Origin of the sequence: Pseudomonas sp. R4-34-07 (genome assembly GCF_003852375.1) — a bacterium.
Lineage (GTDB): Bacteria > Pseudomonadota > Gammaproteobacteria > Pseudomonadales > Pseudomonadaceae > Aquipseudomonas.
This window is the reverse complement of sequence record NZ_CP027760.1, coordinates 1,685,090-1,708,621: the sequence shown is the minus strand read 5'-3', so window position 1 is coordinate 1,708,621 and position 23,532 is coordinate 1,685,090. Positions and strand designations below refer to the sequence as shown.

Sequence of the window (23,532 nt, the reverse complement as noted above, 5' to 3'; positions counted from 1 at the left end):
CACCCTCGCACTTATCTGGTGCGACGTCGCCACTATTCAAACGCCAAACCATCCCCCAAACGACAGTAGCGCAGCTTTACGACAATGATTCTCAGGCTGGCATGTCCACTGCAACACCTTGAATCATTCCAAACCGTTCAGGGAGCACCACACAATGAACACACACCTCAAACCCACCTTGGGCACCCTCCATCTCTGGGGCATCGCCGTCGGGCTGGTGATTTCCGGCGAGTACTTCGGGTGGAGCTATGGCTGGGGCGTGGCCGGCACGCTGGGTTTCCTGGTGACCTCACTGATGGTCGCCGCGATGTACACCTGCTTCATTTTCAGCTTCACCGAGCTGACCACCGCGATTCCCCACGCTGGCGGCCCCTTTGCCTACAGCCGCCGCGCCTTCGGCGAAAAAGGTGGCTTGATTGCCGGCCTGGCGACCCTGATCGAATTCGTCTTCGCCCCACCCGCCATCGCCTTGGCCATCGGTGCCTACCTCAATGTGCAGTTTCCAGCGCTGGACCCGAAACACGCCGCCGTCGGCGCCTACTTCGTGTTCATGGGCCTGAACATCCTTGGCGTGAAACTCGCTGCTACCTTCGAACTGGTGGTGTGCGTACTCGCCGTCGCCGAATTGCTGGTGTTCATGGGCGTCGTTGCCCCGGCATTCAGCTTCAGCAACTTCGCCCTGAACGGCTGGGCCGGCTCCGACACATTTGGTGCCCCGGCGATTGCCGGCATGTTCGCAGCGATCCCCTTCGCCATCTGGTTCTTCCTCGCCATCGAGGGCGCAGCCATGGCAGCCGAAGAAGCGAAAGATCCCAAGCGCACCATTCCAAAGGCCTACATCAGCGGCATCCTGACCCTGGTAATCCTGGCCATGGGCGTGATGTTCTTCGCGGGCGGCGTGGGCGACTGGCGCACCCTGTCGAACATCAACGACCCACTGCCCCAGGCGATGAAAACCGTCGTAGGCGAAAGCTCCGGCTGGTTGCACATGCTGGTCTGGATTGGCCTGTTCGGCCTGGTGGCAAGCTTTCACGGCATCATCCTCGGCTACTCGCGCCAATTCTTCGCCCTGGCCCGCGCCGGTTACCTGCCGTCTTTCCTGGCCAAACTGTCACGTTTTCAGACGCCCCACCGAGCCATTCTCGCCGGTGGCGTGGTCGGCATTGCGGCCATCTACAGTGATGGCCTGATCAACCTGGGCGGCATGACCCTGACCGCCGCGATGATCACCATGGCCGTATTCGGCGCCATCGTCATGTACATCATGAGCATGCTCAGCCTGTTCAAACTGCGCAAAACCGAACCGCTGCTGGAACGCACCTTCCGTGCACCCGGTTACCCCGTCGTGCCGGGCATCGCGCTGGCTCTGGCAGTGGTGTGCCTGGTAGCGATGGCCTGGTTCAACACACTGATCGGGCTGATCTTCCTCGGTTTCATGGCCGTGGGCTTCATCTACTTCCAACTGACCGCCCAAGACCGCGCCGATGCGCCGGCAGATGCAATGTTGACCGGACTATAGGGTTTACGAGGCAGAACGGGCCTACAATGAACTACTCAGAAAGCCCGTAACTCAAAGCAGTTATTACCGTGGGAAAATTCTCCCCCGGCTATCTGCCTCAAGGAGAGCCTTATGCCGTGGTACGCGTGGTTGATTATGGTAATTGCGATCGGATCGATCGTCGGTGGGTTGATGATGCTGCGTGACAGCGCCAACAAAGTGGAACTCACCGACGAACAACGCAAACGCGTGGCCGAGCGCAATGCCCAGGCGGACGCCAAGGATGCGCAGGATCGCTGAACTTGAGTTACTCCCAATCAGCTTTAGCGATATGCAAGCCGTGCTGCCCCTTATAGGCAGCACGCTCCGGCTGACTCCAGCCACTCAGCAATTCGTCCTCCAGCCTGTAGATTTCAACCCCCAACGGACGACACACCGTCAGCGGGTCCTGCGCGTCCGGCCCCCACATCGGCAACGACAAATCCCCACCTGGGCATGTCGATAGCGCACACAGCAAATCAATCTCCGCGAAAAATTCCAGGTAATCGCCCTTCTGCGCCGGGCAGGCTTTCATGAAATACATGTCGTCGTGATTAAGGCCAGTGCACTGGAAAATATTCAGCACGTCGTGCACATCGAATTCCGTCAGACCGTGAGGCAATACCGCGCGAGTCAGGTTTGAGTGGCAGTGGTGATGAAAGTCCTCGCCAGTGAGCATACGGTTTACATAGGGATCGCAGCGTGTGCCGAGCAAGTCGTGCAGGCGCCCGCCGTGCTCATCGATGCCGTAGCTTGCGAGACTGTCATCTGTAATAGTGACTAACGGCCGTAGAAATGGAAGATTCGACCACAAGCGGTCGTGAGTGCTGACGTGGGCGCCTTGAAGTTGCCGAGTGCGCGCCGCCCACAAGCGTTCGCGCGGGTCATTGGCATTCCACACATTGAAGTCGCCCACCTGGGGGCCTACAGGCGTGGTCACCCGGAACACATGCCCGGCCGGCACTTTCCACGCCCTGCCCGTGCGTATCGGCACCTCAAACTGTTCGATCAGAGTGCGCTGATCCTTGCGATCACGGATACGTTCATAGAAGGTCGTATCCACTTGTAACGCCGAGCCTTTGCTGACCTGGTAAGCGGCTGGATAGTCTTTGTACATGGGGCATTCCTCCATCAAGGGTGATCAAACAGTGCCAGGGAAAGGTGTTCGGAATCGTCCAGGTAGAGGCTCATCGCCTCGCTGGCGGCTGGTTTGTTATCGCTGGCTAACAGCGTGTAAATCTCACGATCACGTTCCAGCCAGGGTGATTGGAAACGCTGCTCATCGGGTGCGGCGCAAAACACTAGGCGCAACTGGGCGATCACCTGGGCAAAAAACTCATCGAACAGAGGGCTGCGCATCAGCCCGACAATTTGCTGGTGGAACACCAGGCTGTGAGTGGCCACGGCGCGCCAGTCTTCCCGCTCCCGCGCCAAAGTGGTGGCATCGATTGCGTTTTGCATGCCCTCGGATTGATCGCTCGTCAGAGAGCCGCTTTGGGCAATGGCTTGCAGCTCCAAAGTGCGACGGACCGCAAACAGATCACGCACCTCCTCACGTTCCAGACGGCGAACCATCACGCCCTTGTTACGCACATACCGAGTCAGCCCTTCCTGCCCTAACCGATGCAGGGCTTCGCGAATCGTGTTGCGCGATGCGTTGTAGGTCTTGACCAAGTCGACCTCAACCAACGGCATACCCGGTAACAGCCGCCCGCCGATGATATCGGCGCGTAGTTCCAGAGCGATCTGGTCGGCTAAGGACAAACTGGGATTCATTCAATACCTCAGGATTGTTGAACAATCGCTGATCTTGAGGTAATCACTTTTCATGCCAAAGTTGTTTAAAGCGCAGTAACGAAGCGAAAAAGGCCGATCAATGATCGGCCTCTCGGGATACGCCCTTTAGTTGATAACCAGCCTGTCCCGATTTTTCTCCAGCAAGGCCTTGCCGATACCCTTTACTTCCAGCAACTCATCCACTGAGGTGAAGGGACCATTGCTTTCGCGGAAGGCGATGATCGCTTTCGCCTTGGAGGCGCCGATACCGAACAGATCACGTCGCAGGGTTTCGGCGTCGGCGGCGTTGAGGTTGACCTTGGCGGATTGCTCGGTTTTGGTCATCTGCGCGGAGATGGGACTTGGGGCTTCAGGTTTGGCGGATGGGGCTGCGGTGGTGGCGACAGAGAGGGTGGTGAGGAAGGCGAAGATTAGAGAGGAGATGTAGAGGTTTTGCATTGGTGACGCTCCATGACATCGGTGAGAGAAAAGCAGCTTTTCCGAAGCTGCTTTTCTAACTTAGGCTAATGTTGGAGGATGTCAAAAACCGGTGAGTAACAGAGTGTGAATTATGCCTAATAGATGATTTTCCCAACGGCTCATGAGCCAATGGTAAAGTTGCACCTAATTATGAGATTCTGACCAAGGACTGCACGGTGAAAAAGCAATATTTGAACCTGATCGGATTGACGCTTTTCCTCCTGTCGATGGTCTCGATTTTCTCGTTTTATCCCGGTGCGATGACATGGGACAGCATGGACCAGCTCAGACAAGCGAGAGCCGGGGAATACAGCGATTGGCAACCGCCCACAATGGCTTACGTATGGAGTTGGTTACTACCCCTTACAGATGGTCCGGGAGGGATGTTCCTATTGCAGTGCAGTCTGCTATGGGCAACCGCACTGATTTTATATAAAGCATACAGTAGAGAGGGATACGCCTATGGCATGCTTTTCTTGCTGATACCTATTGTTCCATGGATTTTGAACTTCGAATTTACTCTCTGGAAAGATGTGGCCATGGCTTACTCCTGGGGCCTGGCTACTGCGATCTGCTTATATTATAAAAACCACGAAAAATTCCCCAAGGCTACTGCGCTGCTTGTCTTAGTATTATTTCTATACGGCGCATTAGTGCGAACTAACTCTTTAAGCGCCGGGATCTTTCTGCTGCCATTCTTGATCAACTCAATTTTAAAAACTCACACCATTAAGTGCACATTATTTTTTATCTTCATCAGCGGCGCGATAATCGGTCTGGCGCATTCATGCGTCACCCCCTTGATTGGGGCGAAAAAAGCCAATTCAGTTAGTTATGTGATGTTCGATGACATCGTTGCACTCAAGGTCAGAGGCGTCGAGGTGCCTGTAAGCTTTTTGAGTCCGGACGACATAAATGCCATCAAACAGTGTGAGTACCTGAATGTTCATGAAGTGGGCGCCGCCTTTTGCCTGAGCAATGAAAAATTCACCGCCATCACCCAAGCGCATTACCAAGAACTCAAAGACGCGTGGGTCCAGTATGTGCCGCGAAATATTCTGACGTATGGGGCATTCCGGTTAAATGCTTTTTTAAACTTCATACGCTCTCCCTCCCTCCCTCCGTATTACCCTACTGAATTCCGTGTCATGAAGCAACCGTATGAGCCCAATGCAGGGACCAGATCGGTCTCGCCGGTAGAAAAATATACCGCTAGCTACGTTACAACCTCGATAAAAATACTTCCCGAACTGTTCAAACCTTATAGCTGGATTATCATATCCATATTATTGATTGGCGCATTTCAACTCAGCCGAAACTGTAGGGCACATTCATTTTGGCTTTTACCCCTGTCAGGACTGTCCTACACGACAAGCTATCTACTCATTACACCGGCCAACGACCTGCGGTACGCCTACTGGATGATTTTTATAGCCACTCTTTCAATCGGTCTATTCATAAATATCCACTTTAAAAAAACGGCCACTTCCGGTTGAATCGAAAGCTGCGCGCCCTCGCCTCGGCCCAGGTTTTTTCTTGCGACAGGGCTAAGGAGCGCAGGCGGTATAGCCTGCAGCAGTCCCGATTAGAAAACGAGCGCTCGTCCGAGTCAGAAGCTCTGTAAGCGCTCCATAAACCCCACCGACTTGAAGTGAGCGGCGCAGTCAGCTAGATGATGTTGGTGAACAATTCCATGGCAGTAGGGCCTCGTAATCCTCAACCGAGGATGCCATTGGCAAGCGCTCAAGTGCGTGGCGCAGCCACGCATAGGGCTCTTGGCCGTTGGCTTTGGCAGTCTCGACCTTCAAGCGCACGAGGCCGGAGCCGCCTTCTGCATAGCTGATGAAAAATTCACTGCAATCACAAGAGAACACTATACGGAGTTGAAAGTTGCGTGGTTAATGAGTATTCCACAGCACTTCTCGATCTACGCGAAATTTCGATTGAACGTGTTCCTAAATCTGATTCGTTCGCCTACGAAGGTGCCTTATTATCACAGCGAATTTACCGTGAAAAATGAGCCTTTTACCGTAAGCTCAGGTAATCGTGAAGTATCAGCACAGGAACGCTTAGTAAAAAACTACATCATCACTTCCCAAAACATACTCCGGAATTATTTAAACCATATACATGGATCATAATTAGCATTGGCTTGGTGCTGGTGCTGTGCTTAAGTCCCCATACGCAGGGTACCTCCCTGTGGCTCCTCCCACTTTCAGGCTTAAGCTATATGATCGGTTACCTCCCCATCACGCCTGCCGCTGACCTGCGATACGCCTAATGGACGTGCTTCATAGCCAGCCTGTCTTTAGTTATATTCGTGAATATACAATCCAAAAAAACAATCGAACAAGATACTATTAATACAAACAGAATTTCAAAACTCAGCACTTTTACTCATGATGAGGCATTCTCTATTCGACGACTCTCATAAAACCCCTTACATGCATGCTCCCTGCAAGTCAAGGGTTATAACGACCCAAACAGGCCCGGAATAATACCGATAAAATTGATAGATTACCTTTTACACTGCTGATCTTCGTCGGCACCTCTCCTTTCGGGTAACGCCTGGCAGTGGCCAGTTCTATGCAACGATAGCCTAGCTTCGGAGCTCGATATGAAAGATACGCCAAAAGCTCATACGTCACGAATACATCACGAAAAATCGATACTCTCGGATCCATCAACAACGTACGGCTATACGCCCTGAAGCCTTGGGTCGTATCGGTCCATTTAAACCCGGAAAACAGACTAAGCATCGGCGCATGAACAAATCGAATGGCGAAATCTCGTAATTTTGGAGTATTCTCCGCGACTCCGCCTACAACAAACCGCGAAGCTTGCACGAAATCCATCCCGTTTTTTAGCGCATCAATAAAATCCGGAATGGCTCCTGAATCGTCCTTATCATTACCATCAATGGTTACGACGCCTTCATACCCCTGTTCAAGCGCGAAAGCATAAGCACAACGAAGCTGCGCACTGAGCTTTCCTGCGGAGGTTTTAAGTAAGAGCCCTCTTATACCCAAATCCTGTAAAGCAGACACGTTGAGTGAACCATCAGTCGTCCCGCCATCGACAATGATAATGTCAGCAACGCTCGGTATATTAAGCGCACTCATCTTATTCAACATGTTTTTAATCCGGTCCCCCTCATTGATCACGGGAATGACTACACACCAGGGATGCTGACGGCCGATCCAAAGCTGGACATCATAAGTGGGTATCACCCAAGGCTCACGCACAGAAGAAATATTACGTAGGGTATTCATAACTTTCTATACCTTCAAGACACGCGGGCAGTAATCAAACCCACCCCAATGATGACCAGTAAGATCCCCGCTCCCGTTGTCCAATGAAAAGACTCACGAAGAAAAAATACAGAAAACAACGCGACAGTGGCAATGGCCCCGGCCGTCAATATCGGATGAGCGACATTCAGAGGTAAGCGTGCCAAGGCTCCCGCGTAAAATAAAAATGCACCGCCGTATAATGCCAATCCAAGCCAAAATGGCCAGTTACTTAGTGCGGCAGTTGGCTCGTATAGCGAAGGGAACTTTCTCGGCGGCATCATTGCCATTTTTATCAGAACGCTGGCAGATGCATTGGATAGAATCCCGAAGATTAAAATCAGCCATTTAATGCTCATACGCATGCGCCAGTGCGCAGGTTGCGATAATGTCGATCCGCTACTTGTAGGGATCTCTCTATAGAAATCTCATGCGGCTCGCTATTTGTCGCAGCCATCTCAATGGTTAGCACATGCGTAGGCAAGTACTGGCTTAGGACTTGCGATATCAATAGATGTGCCGTACCACCATCACCCAACGGTACCAAGTTGGGCTCACTGAGGTGGACATGACCGATCAACGCCGCATAGTCCTGCAGGACGAGTCGAGGGTCTTCTCCATTCATCGTCAAAGCGCCTGTGTCCAACTGCATCCGGAGCGCGGGATGCCCCAGCTGCTTAACCACTGCAGCAGTGCTTGAACTATCGGTCATAAAGTTAGCACCATAGTGTTCAGGGTTCGGTTCAAGACAAACGGTCACGCCCAATGCTTGCGCAACGTCAGCTAATTGGCGAAAAAAAGGTATTGCTATCGCCATCGCCTGAGCATCATTTAGCCCTCTACGATCACGATTCCTCGGGGAGCCAAATACAACTCGGGTAGCCCCCAACTCTGCCCCGATACGGCAAACCGCTTTCAGATATCTCTGTAATACAGTGCGGCTCTCCTCGGAGCCAAATACATTCAACCCAGTTGTTCCAAATAACAGCGCCTGCATACCGGTGATTTCGATATCTCGATCAGACCACCATTTTTTGACCCGAAGAATATCGGTTGAAGTTGCAACTATTGGGTCGGGGAAATATTTTCCAGGGGCGATATCAATGGCATCGATTGCATAGCGGTGAAGGAGCGCAGCAATGGTTTTATCTTCTGAAGTATTCCACGCAATATTAGAAATCGCGAGCCTCATAGTGCCTCCGTTGAACAGTCGTAGGCTCCGATTGTGCATATGCTCTTACAGCAAGAAGCGTTTCGCGCGCGCTATATTGATAACACCCTTGCCCACCAAATATATCTGCATGTTTACTTTGAAAGTCATACACAGTGGGGGAACTAGCCAGTTTATTAGAAAAGGGCTTACCAAATCCAAGAGACGCCACATCACCCACACTAAGCGGTTCAGCCGTCAAGTGAACCAACTTCAGCCTCGCAGCGATGGCCTTCTCAATATCACACCAAAGGTTAACCATTGGATAAAATTGGAATACGGCACGACTGTCAACAGCACTGAGATTATAATTATTCAATAGATCGTAAATAACATTTTTGCGCAACCCAGGCCCCACCAGGCCAGGTAATCGAACAATCAAATAATTAGAGAAATGACACTGGACAAATTTTTCTAATGTGCGCCGGTTGAGGCCGTAAGCATGTAATCCATCCTCCTCAACAACCGTATCCTCATCAACACCCAGCGGGTGTCTAAAAACGTCAACAGTACTTATCAAGATAAACGTCTTACATTGAATAGTCTTTAGCCGGGCAATGAGGCTCTCAATCACATGACGATCACATTGAGGATTTTTATTAGCGATCCACTTTTGAGCTGGCGCCCCCGCACAGACCACCATATTAAAGCTTCTATTTTCGATTTCATCAATCGTTGTAGACCGATAGGTAGACTCAAAAAAACTTTGTTTCAGTAAAGTACCACCCACGAACCCTGAAAATCCAATCAATGCATTCAAGTGGCACCTGCTGGCTGCTTAACGGCTGACAAAAAACTAGACATGATGTGCGAATTGACGCATTTAAGCTTTAGCATAACGCCTGAGCGAGCATCTGAAAAGTATGCTGTTGAGCTTTTTAGCGGATAGGCCACATGTTTCATGGCGCATGACCGGGCATCAAATACATCATGCCACCCGCGCGGCAAGAAGCGTATGCGCTCAGATGAGCTATGCGAGAATAGGCGTTATGGACAGAAGCCTCAAACAACCTCATTCAGCTTCTCCAAGACATCATAAATATTGTCGATTTTACCGCCGAGGATCGAGTAACAACCAGGCAAAGCCATGTGCCGCTCAAAGAGAATCGGACGCCCGTCGTCACTCTCATTCTTGGTCAAAACAGTCTTTATTTCAAACAATGACTCTTCGTAAATTGCCCCCAAAACGTCTGGCATGTAGCGAGCAACATCTCGCACCATACGATCAACCCTGCTTTTTTTATCATAATTTTGCAGCTTTTCATAAGGGTCGAGGCCCGGCTGATCATCCCAATGCTGATGCGGCGTATAACGAACATGGGACAAGGTGTGCAGGCCCCGAGCAGGAAACGGCATCATTGAAAAAAAGGGTCCATCCATGACCGTAACGCCCAAGCCACAAAGTGAGTCAGGCATCTTCATCAAAGCCATTTCGGTTATTTCTTGCTTCAGACCACTCTCAACCCCGGAGAAATCGCCGGAAAAATGATTAAGGCCACTGTAAGTACAGTTGAAAACATAACGACTTGTGATAAGTTGTTTTGCACCTGATGGAGTGCGAACACCCACCTGCAATGCCGTCTCTCGACCTTTCGAAATAGTCAGAGCATGCGTATCACAACGAACTGAAACACCGCTCTCTATTAACTCCTGCCTGGCCCAGCTCGCAAGTTTTAGAGCATCAAACGCACATTCGTTGACGACGTATACATTTTCGATCAGGCGAGGTTCGAACAACGCATGCAACAGGGGTTCCGCAACCTGATACTCCACACCTATCTCACGACAAAATCGCTCGAACTGTTTAGGTGTAACTTTAGAGTTCCTACGCGAAATAGCATACAGCTGGGTAAAATCATGATTGATCGCCTGAGGCCAGTCTTGAACAAATTTGGGGAAATTTATTCGGCTTCTATAGGCGGTGGTAAAACTTCTTGGATAGTGACAACCATTGTGCACACGTGCCTGATTATTATAAGAGGCTCGCGTCAATAAACTGGGTTCTCGTTCAATGAGCACGACACGCTTAAACCCTCTCTGCTTTACAAGGTAAACAGCAATGGCTGCACCGTAGAATCCTCCTCCGATGATGACGGCATCTTGGTGGAGATGCGTCATGGAGGGCTAACATCGAAGGTAGATTCGGACGTCGGTTTTCCCGATACCACATCTTCCAGGTTCAATTTATCAAAACGGGTAACGCGAGCACTTGTAAACTCTTGCCCTACATGATAGAGCGGGCCCTCGTTAGATAAACTCGCCATATTCAAAATGTATTCACCTAACACCAGCAACACCAGCGAAATCAGAAAAAACATTCCCGACAACTGCAGCGAGAAACTTGTCCATCCAGGTGCGACATCTGTTTTAAGAATAGCAATGCACACGACGTAAAAACAGTACAAGAGGTTAGAGATGGCGCCAAACAGTGAAAGTGATGTCACCAGTCGCATGGGGGCGCGGGTAGTCGATACCAATAAACGCATTCCTCTATCAACACTTTCACCTAAACGCTTGGGCGCAGATGCAGCGGGTGCGGAACTGTACTCCAGATAGGCACGAGCAAAGCCTCCCGTCGCTGGGAGATGTCGGTAAGTAATCGCAGGTTGCGGATGCTGAAGAATAAAGTTAATCACCCTTTTGCTGAGAAGACGATATTGAGGGGCCTCTCGAGCTAGGTGCACACCATTAAACCGATTATATAGACTATGAAATGCAGTGTTGGCCCAACGATATGCCAAGCTTTGCTTGTGCTTTTGTATGTTGTTGGCAAACACCACGTCGGCTCCCCTGACCGCTTGGTCAAGCATCTGGGGAATAAACCGAATGTCATCAGATAATGTATCAATCACCGCGACGAAGTCGCCCAGTGCATTTTCTAAGCCGACCCACGACGCTGTGTCCGCGTCCACCTCCTTGGTCAAGGCATAAACTTGCAAATTCGCTAATCCGTTTTCACTGGTCAGGCGCTTAAAAACGCGAATACTGTCGTCATTTGAAGCGTTATCTACAACGATTAACTCGTAATCGCTGACTATAGAGGCAATGACAGACGCCGCATCACAAAGTAGCTGCTCGACCTCATCTGAGCGGTTTCGAATGACGAATACCACTGATAAAAAACAAGGAAAAAACGTCATTTGCAACTCTCTTAAAAAAACCGCTGAGGGCCGGACCGGTTAAGGCTCAATATCCAACAAGGCAAAAGGCTTTCTCTTCTCCAATCAGGCGGTCGAATATCATAACAGCTGGCCGAGGGCATTGAGCGCCCCCGTCTGGCAACTATTTGACTGCGTTCTGCAAGGGGCAGCGCCTGCGCTTCAATAAGCACAAATCAGTAGAAGTGATACAGCTAAGCATGTGGAAGCTTCAGGGTTCGAGTCGACGTTGCTGGTAAATCAAGTCTACGATCTCTCCGTCAGGTGCGTACCCGCTGACGGTGTCGCGCAGTAGCTGGCGAACCCGCGCGTAATCATCCTGATCTACTGAAGCAAGAAGCTCCGTCAGCTTGCCCTTGAGTATATCCCAGGGCAGATGATCTTCGTTGGCACTCATGATCATCGGGTGCTGTGTGGCCACTACGTTGTCACCAATCAGGAGCTCTTCGTAGAGCTTTTCTCCTGGCCGCAATCCGGAAAACTCAATTGCGATATCGCCATGAGGATTTTTTTCGGAGCGTACACTCAGACCGGAGAGGTGAATCATTTTCTCGGCGAGCTCAATGATTTTCACCGGCTCCCCCATATCCAGCACGAAAACATCTCCCCCGAGCCCCATGGACCCAGCTTGGATCACCAGTTGGGCTGCCTCCGGGATGGTCATGAAGTAACGAGTAATCTTGGGATGGGTGACCGTCAATGGCCCGCCCGACTTGATCTGTTTGTAAAACAGTGGAATCACTGAACCGGAAGATCCGAGTACATTGCCAAAACGTACCATCGTAAAACGGGTCTTATTAACCCGCGATACGTTCGAATGCTCGCCAAAGAGCACGGGGGCCGACTCTCTACTAAGAGCTTGCAGCGTTAATTCCGCGAGGCGCTTGGTGCTACCCATCACATTAGTAGGACGTACAGCCTTATCAGTGGAAATCAAAACAAAGTTAGCCACGCCAGCCTGCAGAGCAGCTTGGGCGGTGTTCAGCGTACCAATAACATTATTCAGCACGCCTTCGGCAATATTGTGCTCAACCATAGGAACATGCTTATACGCCGCAGCATGGTAGACGGTGTCCACATGCCAGGTTTTCATAACATCCAAAAGCTTTAACTGATTACGCACAGAACCCAAGATTGGCAGCACTTTTACGAGCAACGACTCACGCGTGATGCGTTGTTCCAGTTCCGACAGAATGGTATAGAGATTAAACTCGCTGTGTTCAAACAACAGGAGCGTTGTCGGACGCAGAGCAAGAATCTGCCGGCACAGTTCAGAACCTATGGACCCACCTGCACCCGTCACCAGAACACATTGCCCCTTGATGCAATGTTCGAGCAATTCAGCCTGTGCAGGCACCGCGTCACGGCCCAAGAGGTCAGCAATGTCCACCTCTTGAATATCATCTACTTTGACCCTGCCGCTCGCAAGATCCATGAAACCGGGGACACTTCGTACATGCAGGGGAAAGCCCTCAAGAAAACCAAGGATTTCCCGGCGGCGACCACGATTTGAAGAAGGGATTGCGAGTAAAATTTCTTGGGCCCCGGTTACATCGATCATATGCTGGATGTGTTTAGGCTTATAAACTTGCAAGCCTGAAATAACACGATCGGAAATACTAGTATCATCGTCGATAAATGCGACTGGGCGCATCACTCGGCCCATACGCAATGCGGCAACCAATTGATTGCCCGCCGCCCCGGCGCCGTAAATGGCGACCCTGGGTAGACCATTTTCACGGTTGGTAAACGGTACATGTTGCGCTGCTGCAAACCAGTCGCCCAGAAAATATTGGCGCATTGCCAATCTCAGCCCCCCAACCATAATAAGACTGAGCCACCAGTAATTGAAAATGATGGAGCGTGGAACGACGGTCTGGTGATTGCTGTACCAATACACCAATACACCAAGGATAAGAGAAGACAGGCTCACAGCCTTGATAATAGCGATGAGGGCATCATTACCAAAATAGCGCATAACTGCACGATACATTCCGAAGCGTACAAACAGCGGAATTGCAACTATAGGCGCGGCAAGGAACAGCCAAAAATGATCGCGAAGGGGGTTGACCATCTCGTCCACTCCGAGGCGAACGACAAAAGCAAGCCATAAAGCAGCCCACACAACAAAAATGTCGGTCCCGACCTGAATTAATCGTTTCTTGCGACGTGGCAACCCCACCAAGAATGCTCGCAATCTATCCATAGCCCTTTCACCCACCTCAACTTCGCCCATAGTTTTCAACACAGATATTCTACGTTTTTAAACACATCATGGTTCACTAAAAATTGACCTATTGACGCCTAGCTTTCTTCCCGCCGCTCTAGCGCTCCTGCATTGAATTTGAGAGCGAGGCCTATGAGCGGCACATATGCCACAATCAGACCGACAGCGCCGTCTAGCCCCAGGTACACAACACACAAAGAGAGGGGGAGCAGCCAGAATAGGTTAATGCCCGCCACGGCAAGGGTAACTGGCAAATGGCGGCCAAATCGCCTGCTGGCGAACTGGTAGGCATGACTGCGATGTGCCTCATATACCTTATCTCCGCGCACAAGACGGCGGATCAATGTGAAGGTTGCATCGACAACAAACACGCCAAGAAGAATCAGCCAAGCCCACAACAATTGGGAAGAGCTCCAGGCAGCCTGAATCGAAAGAACACCTAAGGTAATGCCCAAAAATCCACTTCCGGCATCGCCCATAAAAATGCGTGCCGGCGGAAAGTTCCAGAACAAAAATCCAGCGACAGCTGCGGCCAAAAGCATTGGAAGCCAGATCAGACCTTCAAAACCAGCCAGCCAATAGAGCAAACATGCCCCAAGACACACACTGATAGCTTCGATACTAGCAATCCCATCGATGCCGTCCATAAAGTTATATAAGTTGAGCATCCAAACGAGATACAGAATGGCGACAAACTGACCGAACCATAGAAGGTTTACCTCTAATCCGAGAACTGAAATTTGTGGCAGCCCTCCCAACCAGAACAGTGCCCAGCCGGAAGCTATAAAGTGCCCCAGCAAACGCCATCTGGCAGCGATATGACCATGGTCATCCATAAAGCCAACCAATGCGACCAACGCGCCAGCCCCTCCCAGAGCAATGATAGCCGAGGGTGGCGCAAGCTCAGCGATGGCCAGAATTGGGAGCGTGAGAAGAAACGTCAGGACAATCGCTACCCCCCCCCACGGGGAGTGGGTACGGAATGGGAGCTGCGTGCGTTGGGAATATCGATAATACTCTTGGCCAATGCATATCGGCGTAACGCAGCAGTCAAAACGAAAGACAAGAAAACAGCAATAAGCACCCACCACCAACTAATCATGAATTTTTTCTTTCCAGATAGTATGAAGCTGCAAGCCCCAAAGCCTGATCAACAGTAACCGGAGGCCTCCAAGACAACAGTGAGCATGTCTTATCGATGTCGACCTGTAACGATCCACACAAGCGCTGCGAGAGTGATTTTTTACCCAGGAGACTCGCACCCATACTCAAAATCACGCTAGGAATAGGCAACAGGAAGGCCTTTTTATTCAATGCTGTCGCCATTCTACGTAACAGTTGAGTCGTAGACAGATCCTCTCCATCACTCACTAGGAATGTTTGATTGGCTGCCGCTGGGTGTGTGGCGGTGGTAATAATAAGATCCACCAGATTATCAAGTGCGACCAAACTACGGCGATTGGAGATTGAACCAAAAGGTAGAGGGATTCCTTTATCCAACCAGCGCATCATATTCAAAAAGTTTGCTTTGACACCGGGGCCATACACTAAAACTGGACGAATTATGACCACTTCCAGACGACTGCCAGAAGCGATATCCCGCAGCCCTGCTTCCGCTTCCATCTTGGAAATGCCATAGGGATCAATCGGCGTAGGTACATCCTCTGCTGTAAACGGATTGCCGGGTACCGTACCCTCACCATTTACCTTGATAGAGCTGATAAAAATGAATCGGCTGACGCCGCTGTCAATTGCCTGACGAGCCAGATTCAACGTCCCCTCGACATTGACCTTACGAAACACTGCCAACGGATCAGCCTCAACGTCATTCATCACATGCACACGGGCAGCCGCATGGATAACCACGTCGACGCCTTTGAGCGCTTCAGCCCAATCGGTGTCAGGGGAAAGCTCGCCAACGTTGATATGCTTGATCCCATCTTTACGTTCAACAACCTGGCGACGTACAGCTCCCGTCACCTGAAAGTCGTCTTTGTCCTTAAGGACTTCGACCAACCGACTGCCTACAAACCCGGACGCACCGGTGACTAATACACGCATTTAGAGCTCCCCAACACCAAATTTCAAAACTGTAGCAATAGTACGCTGAGTTGATTTACGGTCGGCAAGCGAATCACGCCAGCAAGCGATCCATATACAAGGACATTTCATTGATGATGATCGGCTGGGCGAAATCAGTATGCGCCCGGTGCCGTGCAGCTTCAGCAAGCTTCATTCTCAAGCCGGCGTCAGAATAAAGCATTCTCATCGCTGCACTTATCTCGCCAATGGCGCCAGGCTGGTGAAGAAGCCCCGTCTTACCTTCTTGCACAGCATCACTCAAGCCGTATATTCGTGAGGCAATGGCAGGAAGACCAACCCCTGCTGCCTGAATAGTTGCCAGGCTGAAGCCTTCTCGGTAGCTGGGTAAACTAAAGACATCTGAAGCCGCCATATAACCTTCGGGGTTGTTGGTAAATCCAACACGGTGACACCGACCTTTAAACTTCAAACCTAACTCTGTAACCACGTGTTCTATGCCGTCCTCGTCAGGGCCAACGACGAGCAAATGAGCATCCGGACAACTCACCGCCACATCGCTAAAGGCGCGCGCCAGGTCCACAATGCCTTTAACGTGGGTCAAGCGTGCCATGAACAAAAAAACCAGCGCTGAATCATCAAGCCCAAGCTCGCGCCTGATTTTTTCCCTCATCACGACGTTTGCTTTGAAACGCGCCAAATCCACCCCACTGATAGAACCCTGACCGAGCACCTCGATTTTTGCGGGCTTGACAACATTCTCCTCAATAAGAAAATCCCGTTGGGAGGGGCTGTCAGCAAGTAGATGGGTCGCCGCAGATGCCAGAAGTTGATCTAGCTTTTTCAAAGCAAATCGTGAAAACCCTTGCTTCGTATACCAAACCTGTCCTGTAAAAATATGAACGCGACGGGGCACGCGCGCGAAATAACCGGCCAACATCGTTAAAAGTCCCGATTTGGGCATGATGGACAGTACGCAGTCAAAGTTTTCAACCGTGAAAATCTTGAATAACTTTAACAGCGAAACCACATCACTAAACACGGAGACCTTGCGCTGTATAGGCAGTGGAATGAACCTAATGCTCTTATCGAGAAACTGATAGATTTGCTCGGGTTCTGCATTAGCCATTACAGTTACACTGTATTTTTCCGTCAGTTTATTAATGTGCTCAACCATAAACACCTTTAACGCAACCGGCACCGTAGCAACAACGCAGATCTTCTTTTTCTTAATCATTATCAACCACAGCTTTGGAGTTGGTTTTCTTGATAAATTGGCTTAGCAGTTCTGGCATCGCTTGCTGTATAGTTTTTTCGAATTCGAAGCCAATAGTTTGTTGAATTTTTTTCGAGCTGTAACCCACGCGCTTTATCAACTCATCCATTCGCTCGTTCGTCAATGGCAGTTTGATAAAGGGTGAGGTTAGCCTGACCAAAAGCCGTAAAACACCTTCTGGAAGCTTTATCCAAGGCTTAGATACATTATAGACTTGCGCCATTGAATCAATAACCTCGGAAAGAAGACAATCATTGGACAAGATAAAAATCTCACCTTTTGCTCTTGCGTCAACAGCACACATCATCAGGGCCCTGACGACATCGCTGACATGAACATAAGTCGACAGCGACGGTTGAGATCCTATATAAAAAAACAGCCCTTTACGAACCATCGCTGACAACTGAAAAAAAGATTGATTTGGCATTTCAGGGCCAACGACTATCGAGGGCCGTAAAATAGTATAGGTGAACAGCGGCTCCAGCTTTGAAAAATTGATTACCAACTCGTCGGAAATAGTTTTAGTAACCTCGTACTCTCCGATCGGAGCCGGAGAACAGTGTTCATCAACACTTGAATGCTTAACATCAGAAACCGCCCGTTTGCCATACGCCCCCGTACTGCTCAACTGAACCCAATGAAATGGCTCACCGGTTTTCCTGATTTCTTCATTCACCGCTTTGAGCAGGTTGGCCGTGCCACGAACATGCAAGTCGTACATCAGGTCGACATCTTTGATCTCGCCTGCACAGTGATAGAGCGTATTGCACCCCTCGATGAAATCCAGTAGACGACCGCCCGATTCGAGTAGGTCACCGTGAACCACCTCCAGTCCCAGGCCAGACGGTTGCGCCTTCCTTGAAAGCATCCTAACCGTGTCGCCTCGACCCAGAAGCGCCTTACAGAGAGGGCCACCGATAAAACCTGTACCGCCCGTTACGCAAACGTTCATACGCCCCCTTGAACAGAATTAAAGCTACTGCCTCCATAGGAAGCCACTTCAAGCAAAATTGGATGGAGTGACATATTGGCTTCCAGCCGGTTATAACGCGCCAAATGCCTTATTAAGGTGATACGGCATGAAAGGCGTTGGCCCGTCTCCCTCCTCAAATACAAAATTCCTGTAACTGCTCGCAGCGGCCAGCAAGCCCGCCAAGACTAGAATGAGCTTGATGGTACGATCAAAATCCAGCTGGCATCTATTGTAGGTGAGCAGGATAGCAAGGGGGAATGCAAAAGAGATCAAATCCAGGAATCTCAGACCTGCATATGAAACACTCGATACCCCCCAAAACATAACCGTAAAGCCACCGCCTAAAAACATGAGTTTTGCTTTTTCCAGACGAGGCAATCTGGAGAGGCCTACACCTAACACCAGCAACAATAAGACCGCAATTTTGCCTAATCCGGAAAGAGCGCTTGGCGATTCGGAGTCTTGATAGGAGAGTAGTTTGGCAAGAAAATAATCTCCATTAATACTGAATATGGCCAACACCGCCACACAAGCAAGAGGGACGATCAGAACATTGGACGCTTTTGCCCAGCGCGCTTGGGAAGCCCAAATAAATACAAGAGACACGAGTGAAGAGTAGTGAAAAAGCAACGCCGAGACTGCAAGGAGCAGCCCCGTCGCTCTTTTGAACCGTCTTATATTTTGGACAGCCAACAGCAGAAACATTGCTGCGATGCCGATTCTGAGGCCGTTCATTGTGTATTGATATACAAAGGCCGGCAGCATATAAGAAAGCATCAAGAACTTTTCGTTACGATCCGAACGAAATAGATGCAAAAACATAATAGCAAATATAATAACACTGACCAGCCTAACAGCGATCTCTGGCGACTCTGTTATTGCGACGAGCACCCAACTCATGAACACAAAGCCTGGCTCCATACCGGTCCAGGAAATGCCCTCCATCAAGCGTCCGACCACCACCTCGTAGGTATTTGTATCTGTTCCCACTCCGCCACGGAAGACAGAGATAAACATAAAAAACAACAATGCCATGCCGAGAAAAAAACGCGTTTTATAACCGGATAACGCGGTGAGCAACAGAGTGACAAGCAATATCAGCCAGCCCAGTAGATAAATCATTCTGCACTACCACTCAGCTTTATCTTCGACGCTCGGCGTAGATACCGCATCAAAGACCAGGCTTTCAAAAAACAGTAATAATAGAGACCGATTTTCCTCTGCGCACGAAGCACTTTGTATACATTCAGCTCGCCTTTTTCCATACCCCACAAATTACCACTCAGCCCCGCAGCCCCATATAGAGGCTTATGACAAAATGTAAGCGGCTTATCAATCGAATAACATTCAAAGCCAGAACAGCTTAAAACACACCAAAGTTCATAATCTTCGCAAAAACGCTTCCCTTCGGGAAACCGTAATGGAAGGTCTCGGCGTAGCATGATCGACGGTGTAGAAAACTTGTTCGAAAGTAACAGTTGATGTTGCACCACCCGCGTAAATTTCACGTTATCGCTTTCATACGGAGCAGTCGCTATGCTTGAAGACTCATCAACGGTTACGCCCTTCTGTCCCGTTAAGGTAACTTCTGGATTGCACTGCATCCACTCGTACTGTAGCTCAATTTTTTTATAATGCCAGCTGTCATCGGAGTCCAAAAAAGCGACATAGGGTTGGCTTGCCAAACCCCAACCTTCGTTTCTTGCAGTACCAGGGCCGGAGTTCGACGCCAATGTAATGACCTTGACCCAATTCAGCGGATATTCTTTGGCTAGCTCAAGTAAAAAATCAAACGTATTGTCCGGGCTGGCATCATCAACGAGTATGACTTCAGCAGGCCGTAAGGACTGATGGTAAACAGAATCAAGTGCACGTCGAATGGTCTCCTTGCAACGATAGCACGGGATCACAACGCTCACCCGAGCGATGTTTGGATTTTTAACACTTGACTCAGTAACCATTCAACACTTCCAATAACATATAGTCAGACGACAGCAACACCCCGGTTAGCATGACACTTCCAGCTCATCCGCCTACTCTTCAATGCGGAAGTTGCATTTTAACGTCAGATGCCTTCAAGACTTCTTCCAGCCTCTGACTTGCCATATAAGAAGTATTGAGGCCTTTTAACACCTCAATGCTATTATTCACATGACGCGCCCGAAATCTATTTACGATACGAGAAGCGCCCCATAAGAACTCAGACCAAAAAGATCCAAGCAACTGAGCTACCACTTTTGGAGTGCCATATAGGGAGCAAGCCTCTCGAAAGGAAGAGAGTGTCTCTCGATAGGAACGAGGAAAGTAAACAAAACACTTCAGCAACAACCTGCCAAAATTGGGGTTCAAAGAAGCCCCCTTGTCTTCCTCGACTTTCTCTACAGCTTTCAAGAGAGAGTATGACCATACCGTGGGAACAGAATAAAATTCAGGAACTCGCTTATCCCATACAAGGTCTTTGAAGGGAGCAATATGTGCGTTATCGCGAAGTTTTCCGTAGTGCGCGCCAGAACTGCTTTGCCCTGACGTACTTAATCCAGAGGCCCCGGGAACAATAACCGGATAGTCGATCAGGACGCAGTTCTTCGATTCGTTCGCAATCAAGAAAGAACTATAGATATCAGGGCTTACCCCGCCAAACAAACTACCGTACTTAGTTACAATTCGACGCGCCAAATCTGCAGAGATCATCCCCGCGTAGGCGCGGGGCATATCGAACACGCCTCCACCAAAGTTATCAAGCGCATACCTCATGGAACCACTCAAATCATGAGCTACTACAGCACCGCTAAAGGGAGCAATATGCAGTGTGCCAAAATACGAGTCACCTCGCGTAGAATGCTTGAAGTCGTCCCAATAATAGAGGGCAGGAAAATTAAACTTTATCGAGTCAATGCCTGTCGACTCAGCCCAGATTGCAACGTTAACAATTTCCGACGATACGAAATCGTCATCTCCTAGAAACACCAGATACTGTCCGTCAGCAGACTGAAGACCGAGGTTAAAGTTATCAACGACACTGATGCCTGTAGGGGCATTGATTAACTTCAAACGCGACGCCGGTAATACTTCATCAAACTGACTTGAAATACCATCTACCGGACTGGAATCACATACCACGACCTGGATATCTTGCGAAAGCTCCAAAATCGATTTTATCGACTGAACAGCGTATTTAGCACGATTATGCGTCGGTATAATTACACTCAATAACGTCATACTTACGAACCAATGCTATGCTTAATGTATGCCAATGTCAGAAGCAATGCTTTGATTTCTTCCACACTGAGCAGCTCGGTATTATGAGAGGTGTAATCGTCGATAGAGTTCGCCTCCGGGTGCCCTTCAATAATAAATTTATCGTAATTCAAGTCGCGATTATCCGCAGGAATACGATAATACCGTCCCATGTCCTTGGCCTTGGCCATTTCTTCACGAGATACAAGTGACTCATACAGTTTCTCGCCGTGACGAGTGCCTATGATGTTTACTGCCACCTCACTTGAAAACAGCTCTTTCAGCGCAATCGTTAGATCGCCAATTGTACTGGCCGGCGCCTTCTGAACAAAAATATCACCTTGCTCGCCGTGCTCAAAGGCATGAAGCACCAAATCAACAGAATCCTCCAAACTCATCAGAAAGCGAGTCATATTTGGGTCGGTGACCGTAAGCGGTACACCCGCTTTGATTTTATCCACAAAAAGTGGAATTACCGACCCACGCGACGCCATCACGTTTCCGTAACGAGTTGCACACAGTACCGGCCCCCCCTCACGCACCATACGAGATTTGGCGATCAGAATTTTTTCGCCCATGGCTTTGGAGATACCCATCGCGTTAATAGGGTAAACCGCTTTATCGGTGCTTAACAAAACAACACGCTTGACGTTGTTATCAATAGCGGCATTCAGTACATTTTCTGTCCCGGCAATATTGGTCAGCACCGCCTCCATCGGATAAAACTCACAAGACGGTACTTGCTTCAGTGCCGCAGCGTGAAAAACATAGTCCACACCGGCCATGGCGCGACTGATGCTTTCATAATTTCTTACATCACCAATATGAAACTTAACCTTGGAGTTATTCAGGGCAATACGCATATCTTCTTGCTTTTTTTCATCTCGGCTGAATACGATAATTTCTTTTACATCCGTATTCAAAAAGCGCTTCAAAACAGTATTACCAAAGGAACCCGTACCGCCCGTAATCATTAAAACTTTATTATCAAACATCTTACAATCCACCCATCAAGAAATTATGTATAACGCCAAACCGAAAACCGAGACAGCCGCGAACGCTAACGTTGATACCACCCATGCTGCTTTCCTTGCGTAAACCCCAACATCTGGCAGAGTCGAGGCCCTTATCCATGAGACGACGGTTGAGGCCGTATGGTAGGCAGAGTAGATATAACAAACTGCCTCAATGTTTTTCCCAATCGCCGCGAAAGTCGCGAACGCCAATGTAACTACTGTCAAGCAGGCGGACATCAGAGCCTGAAACCGATAATCCTTGGCAAAAACCAGTAAGCTGTAGGGTATGAAGCCAAAAGCACCGATGGCCAAACCTGGGAGCAAGATAGCCACGTAAGTGGAAATGAGGCCATTATGCTCGCTCGGGCCTACCCAGAGGTCGATAATTGGCGCGCGAAACCACCATAATATAAGGGTGGGCAAAGCGGTAACGAAAAAAACCGAAAGCGCAAACCTGACGATGGTGCTTTTTGCACTGTCCAACCCGCCCTTGGCCGCCTCACGCAGAAAAATCGGTTGAAAATATTGGCTGACCGGTCCAGCAAGAATAGAAATCGGCGTCATGCATAACAAACTCGCCAGATAGTAAGGTGCAACGCTACTGGCTGAAGCGAACATCGAAATTATAGGCTTATCCAGTTGCGTCACCGCAGCCCCGGCTGCGGAAAACAAGACCAGAGCCCCGCCGATTTTTGTCAAGGCTATTGCGTCGGAAACGGTTGGTTTCCCTGCCTGCTGCAGAGCGTCATTGCCATCGGAAAGAGCCGAAACGACCAAACGCCGGGTTATCCACCAGTGCACAGCCGTCACAATCAATTGAGCAATAATGAACACTTCTAAAGTTGCCGATACGTAGCTCAACGCAGCGGCAGTGATAAAGGCTCGAACAACAACACCTACTATCTGCACGCCACTGCCCAGCGTGTAATTTCTTCGGGCTATCAGGCTGCAATAGTAAAGATTTTGCATAACCAACAACCAAAACAGCACTACTGAGCCAGCCACAACCAGCCATGACATCGAACTGGAAAAGTAAAATAGTTTCAATGCCACAGCAATGGACAATAATAATGCGTAGAACCCCGAAAGGCTTAACTCTGCCGTTCTCAGCAGAGTCAGTAATGAACTATCCGCGCCGTTAGAAACAGATATCTCCCTACCCGTCAGCGTAGACATGCCAAGGTCCATCATGACTAATAGCGCTTGAAGGGACAAAATTACCGCAACTACACCAAACTGCAAACTGCCCAATAAATGGCTATATAAAGGTAAAAACAAGAAGGCCACCAGCAAGCTGGAAGACCTCCCCGCA

Annotated in this window: 21 protein-coding genes and 2 pseudogenes; 3 read left to right on the top strand and 20 right to left on the bottom strand. The window is 49.6% G+C overall.

What is annotated here, in order from left to right; translation table 11 throughout:
• Positions 1-154 precede the first annotated feature (154 nt).
• Positions 155-1,519: an ethanolamine permease gene (eat, locus tag C4J85_RS07785; protein ID WP_124366347.1), complete on the top strand. Its 1,365-nt coding sequence runs from the start codon at positions 155-157 to the stop codon at positions 1,517-1,519.
• A 111-nt stretch (positions 1,520-1,630) separates the two neighbouring features.
• Positions 1,631-1,798 carry a DUF2897 family protein gene (locus C4J85_RS07780; protein ID WP_124361874.1) on the top strand — a complete coding sequence of 56 codons (168 nt, stop codon included), beginning with the start codon at positions 1,631-1,633 and terminating at the stop codon, positions 1,796-1,798.
• Positions 1,799-1,805: 7 nt separating this feature from the next.
• Here the strand turns inward: C4J85_RS07780 and C4J85_RS07775 are convergent, their stop codons facing one another.
• From C4J85_RS07775 to C4J85_RS07765, 3 genes are all read right to left on the bottom strand, one after another.
• Positions 1,806-2,654 carry a DUF1989 domain-containing protein gene (locus C4J85_RS07775; RefSeq protein ID WP_124366346.1) on the bottom strand — a complete coding sequence of 283 codons (849 nt, stop codon included), beginning with the start codon at positions 2,652-2,654 and terminating at the stop codon, positions 1,806-1,808.
• Between the two features lie 14 nt (positions 2,655-2,668).
• On the bottom strand, positions 2,669-3,313 hold the full coding sequence (locus C4J85_RS07770; protein ID WP_124409368.1) for a GntR family transcriptional regulator: 645 nt from the start codon (positions 3,311-3,313) through the stop codon (positions 2,669-2,671).
• A 126-nt stretch (positions 3,314-3,439) separates the two neighbouring features.
• The gene (locus C4J85_RS07765) at positions 3,440-3,772 is read right to left on the bottom strand and encodes a ComEA family DNA-binding protein (protein ID WP_124409367.1); all 333 of its coding nucleotides are present in this window, start codon (positions 3,770-3,772) and stop codon (positions 3,440-3,442) included.
• A gap of 197 nt (positions 3,773-3,969) precedes the next feature.
• Here C4J85_RS07765 and C4J85_RS07760 point away from each other — a divergent pair, with 197 nt between their 5' ends.
• Positions 3,970-5,289, top strand: a complete 1,320-nt coding sequence (locus C4J85_RS07760; RefSeq protein ID WP_124409366.1) for a hypothetical protein — start codon at positions 3,970-3,972, stop codon at positions 5,287-5,289.
• Positions 5,290-5,457: 168 nt separating this feature from the next.
• Here C4J85_RS07760 and C4J85_RS07755 read toward each other — a convergent pair.
• The 17 genes and pseudogenes from C4J85_RS07755 to C4J85_RS07675 form a co-directional block, all read right to left on the bottom strand.
• Positions 5,458-5,595 (bottom strand): annotated as a pseudogene (locus C4J85_RS07755) (transposase domain-containing protein); the annotation flags it as partial.
• Between the two features lie 660 nt (positions 5,596-6,255).
• A complete protein-coding gene (locus C4J85_RS07750; RefSeq protein ID WP_124409365.1) occupies positions 6,256-7,065 on the bottom strand; it encodes a glycosyltransferase family 2 protein in 810 nt (269 codons plus the stop codon).
• A 14-nt stretch (positions 7,066-7,079) separates the two neighbouring features.
• Entirely contained in the window at positions 7,080-7,442 is a 363-nt protein-coding gene (locus C4J85_RS07745) for a multidrug transporter (RefSeq protein WP_256657882.1), read from the bottom strand.
• A complete protein-coding gene (locus tag C4J85_RS07740; protein ID WP_124409364.1) occupies positions 7,439-8,275 on the bottom strand; it encodes a sugar phosphate isomerase/epimerase in 837 nt (278 codons plus the stop codon). Before C4J85_RS07740 ends, C4J85_RS07745 begins: the two co-directional genes overlap by 4 nt.
• On the bottom strand, positions 8,256-9,053 hold the full coding sequence (locus C4J85_RS07735; protein WP_124409363.1) for an NAD(P)-dependent oxidoreductase: 798 nt from the start codon (positions 9,051-9,053) through the stop codon (positions 8,256-8,258). The genes C4J85_RS07740 and C4J85_RS07735 overlap by 20 nt, the downstream gene beginning before the upstream one ends.
• Before the next feature lie 242 nt (positions 9,054-9,295).
• Positions 9,296-10,411, bottom strand: a complete 1,116-nt coding sequence (locus C4J85_RS07730) for an FAD-binding oxidoreductase (RefSeq protein WP_124409362.1) — start codon at positions 10,409-10,411, stop codon at positions 9,296-9,298.
• Entirely contained in the window at positions 10,408-11,433 is a 1,026-nt protein-coding gene (locus C4J85_RS07725) for a glycosyltransferase (RefSeq protein WP_124409361.1), read from the bottom strand. The genes C4J85_RS07730 and C4J85_RS07725 overlap by 4 nt, the downstream gene beginning before the upstream one ends.
• A gap of 229 nt (positions 11,434-11,662) precedes the next feature.
• Positions 11,663-13,657 carry a nucleoside-diphosphate sugar epimerase/dehydratase gene (locus C4J85_RS07720; RefSeq protein WP_124411169.1) on the bottom strand — a complete coding sequence of 665 codons (1,995 nt, stop codon included), beginning with the start codon at positions 13,655-13,657 and terminating at the stop codon, positions 11,663-11,665.
• A 98-nt stretch (positions 13,658-13,755) separates the two neighbouring features.
• Positions 13,756-14,780: pseudogene (locus C4J85_RS07715) on the bottom strand (glycosyltransferase family 4 protein).
• On the bottom strand, positions 14,777-15,739 hold the full coding sequence (locus C4J85_RS07710; RefSeq protein WP_124409360.1) for an SDR family oxidoreductase: 963 nt from the start codon (positions 15,737-15,739) through the stop codon (positions 14,777-14,779). Before C4J85_RS07710 ends, C4J85_RS07715 begins: the two are co-directional and overlap by 4 nt.
• 73 nt (positions 15,740-15,812) lie before the next feature.
• Positions 15,813-16,955, bottom strand: coding sequence for a glycosyltransferase (locus C4J85_RS07705; RefSeq protein ID WP_124409359.1), 1,143 nt, complete (start codon positions 16,953-16,955; stop codon positions 15,813-15,815).
• A complete protein-coding gene (locus tag C4J85_RS07700) occupies positions 16,948-17,946 on the bottom strand; it encodes an NAD(P)-dependent oxidoreductase (protein ID WP_124409358.1) in 999 nt (332 codons plus the stop codon). The genes C4J85_RS07705 and C4J85_RS07700 overlap by 8 nt, the downstream gene beginning before the upstream one ends.
• A gap of 90 nt (positions 17,947-18,036) precedes the next feature.
• Positions 18,037-19,089, bottom strand: a complete 1,053-nt coding sequence (locus C4J85_RS07695; RefSeq protein ID WP_124409357.1) for an EpsG family protein — start codon at positions 19,087-19,089, stop codon at positions 18,037-18,039.
• Positions 19,086-19,928, bottom strand: a complete 843-nt coding sequence (locus C4J85_RS07690; protein ID WP_124409356.1) for a glycosyltransferase family 2 protein — start codon at positions 19,926-19,928, stop codon at positions 19,086-19,088. Before C4J85_RS07690 ends, C4J85_RS07695 begins: the two co-directional genes overlap by 4 nt.
• Positions 19,929-20,007: 79 nt before the next feature.
• On the bottom strand, positions 20,008-21,186 hold the full coding sequence (locus C4J85_RS07685) for a glycosyltransferase family 2 protein (protein WP_124409355.1): 1,179 nt from the start codon (positions 21,184-21,186) through the stop codon (positions 20,008-20,010).
• A 2-nt stretch (positions 21,187-21,188) separates the two neighbouring features.
• Positions 21,189-22,199 (bottom strand): polysaccharide biosynthesis protein, encoded by a 1,011-nt coding sequence (locus C4J85_RS07680; protein ID WP_124409354.1) that lies wholly within the window; start codon positions 22,197-22,199, stop codon positions 21,189-21,191.
• Between the two features lie 15 nt (positions 22,200-22,214).
• The gene (locus C4J85_RS07675; RefSeq protein WP_124409353.1) at positions 22,215-23,513 is read right to left on the bottom strand and encodes a lipopolysaccharide biosynthesis protein; all 1,299 of its coding nucleotides are present in this window, start codon (positions 23,511-23,513) and stop codon (positions 22,215-22,217) included.
• Positions 23,514-23,532 lie beyond the last annotated feature (19 nt).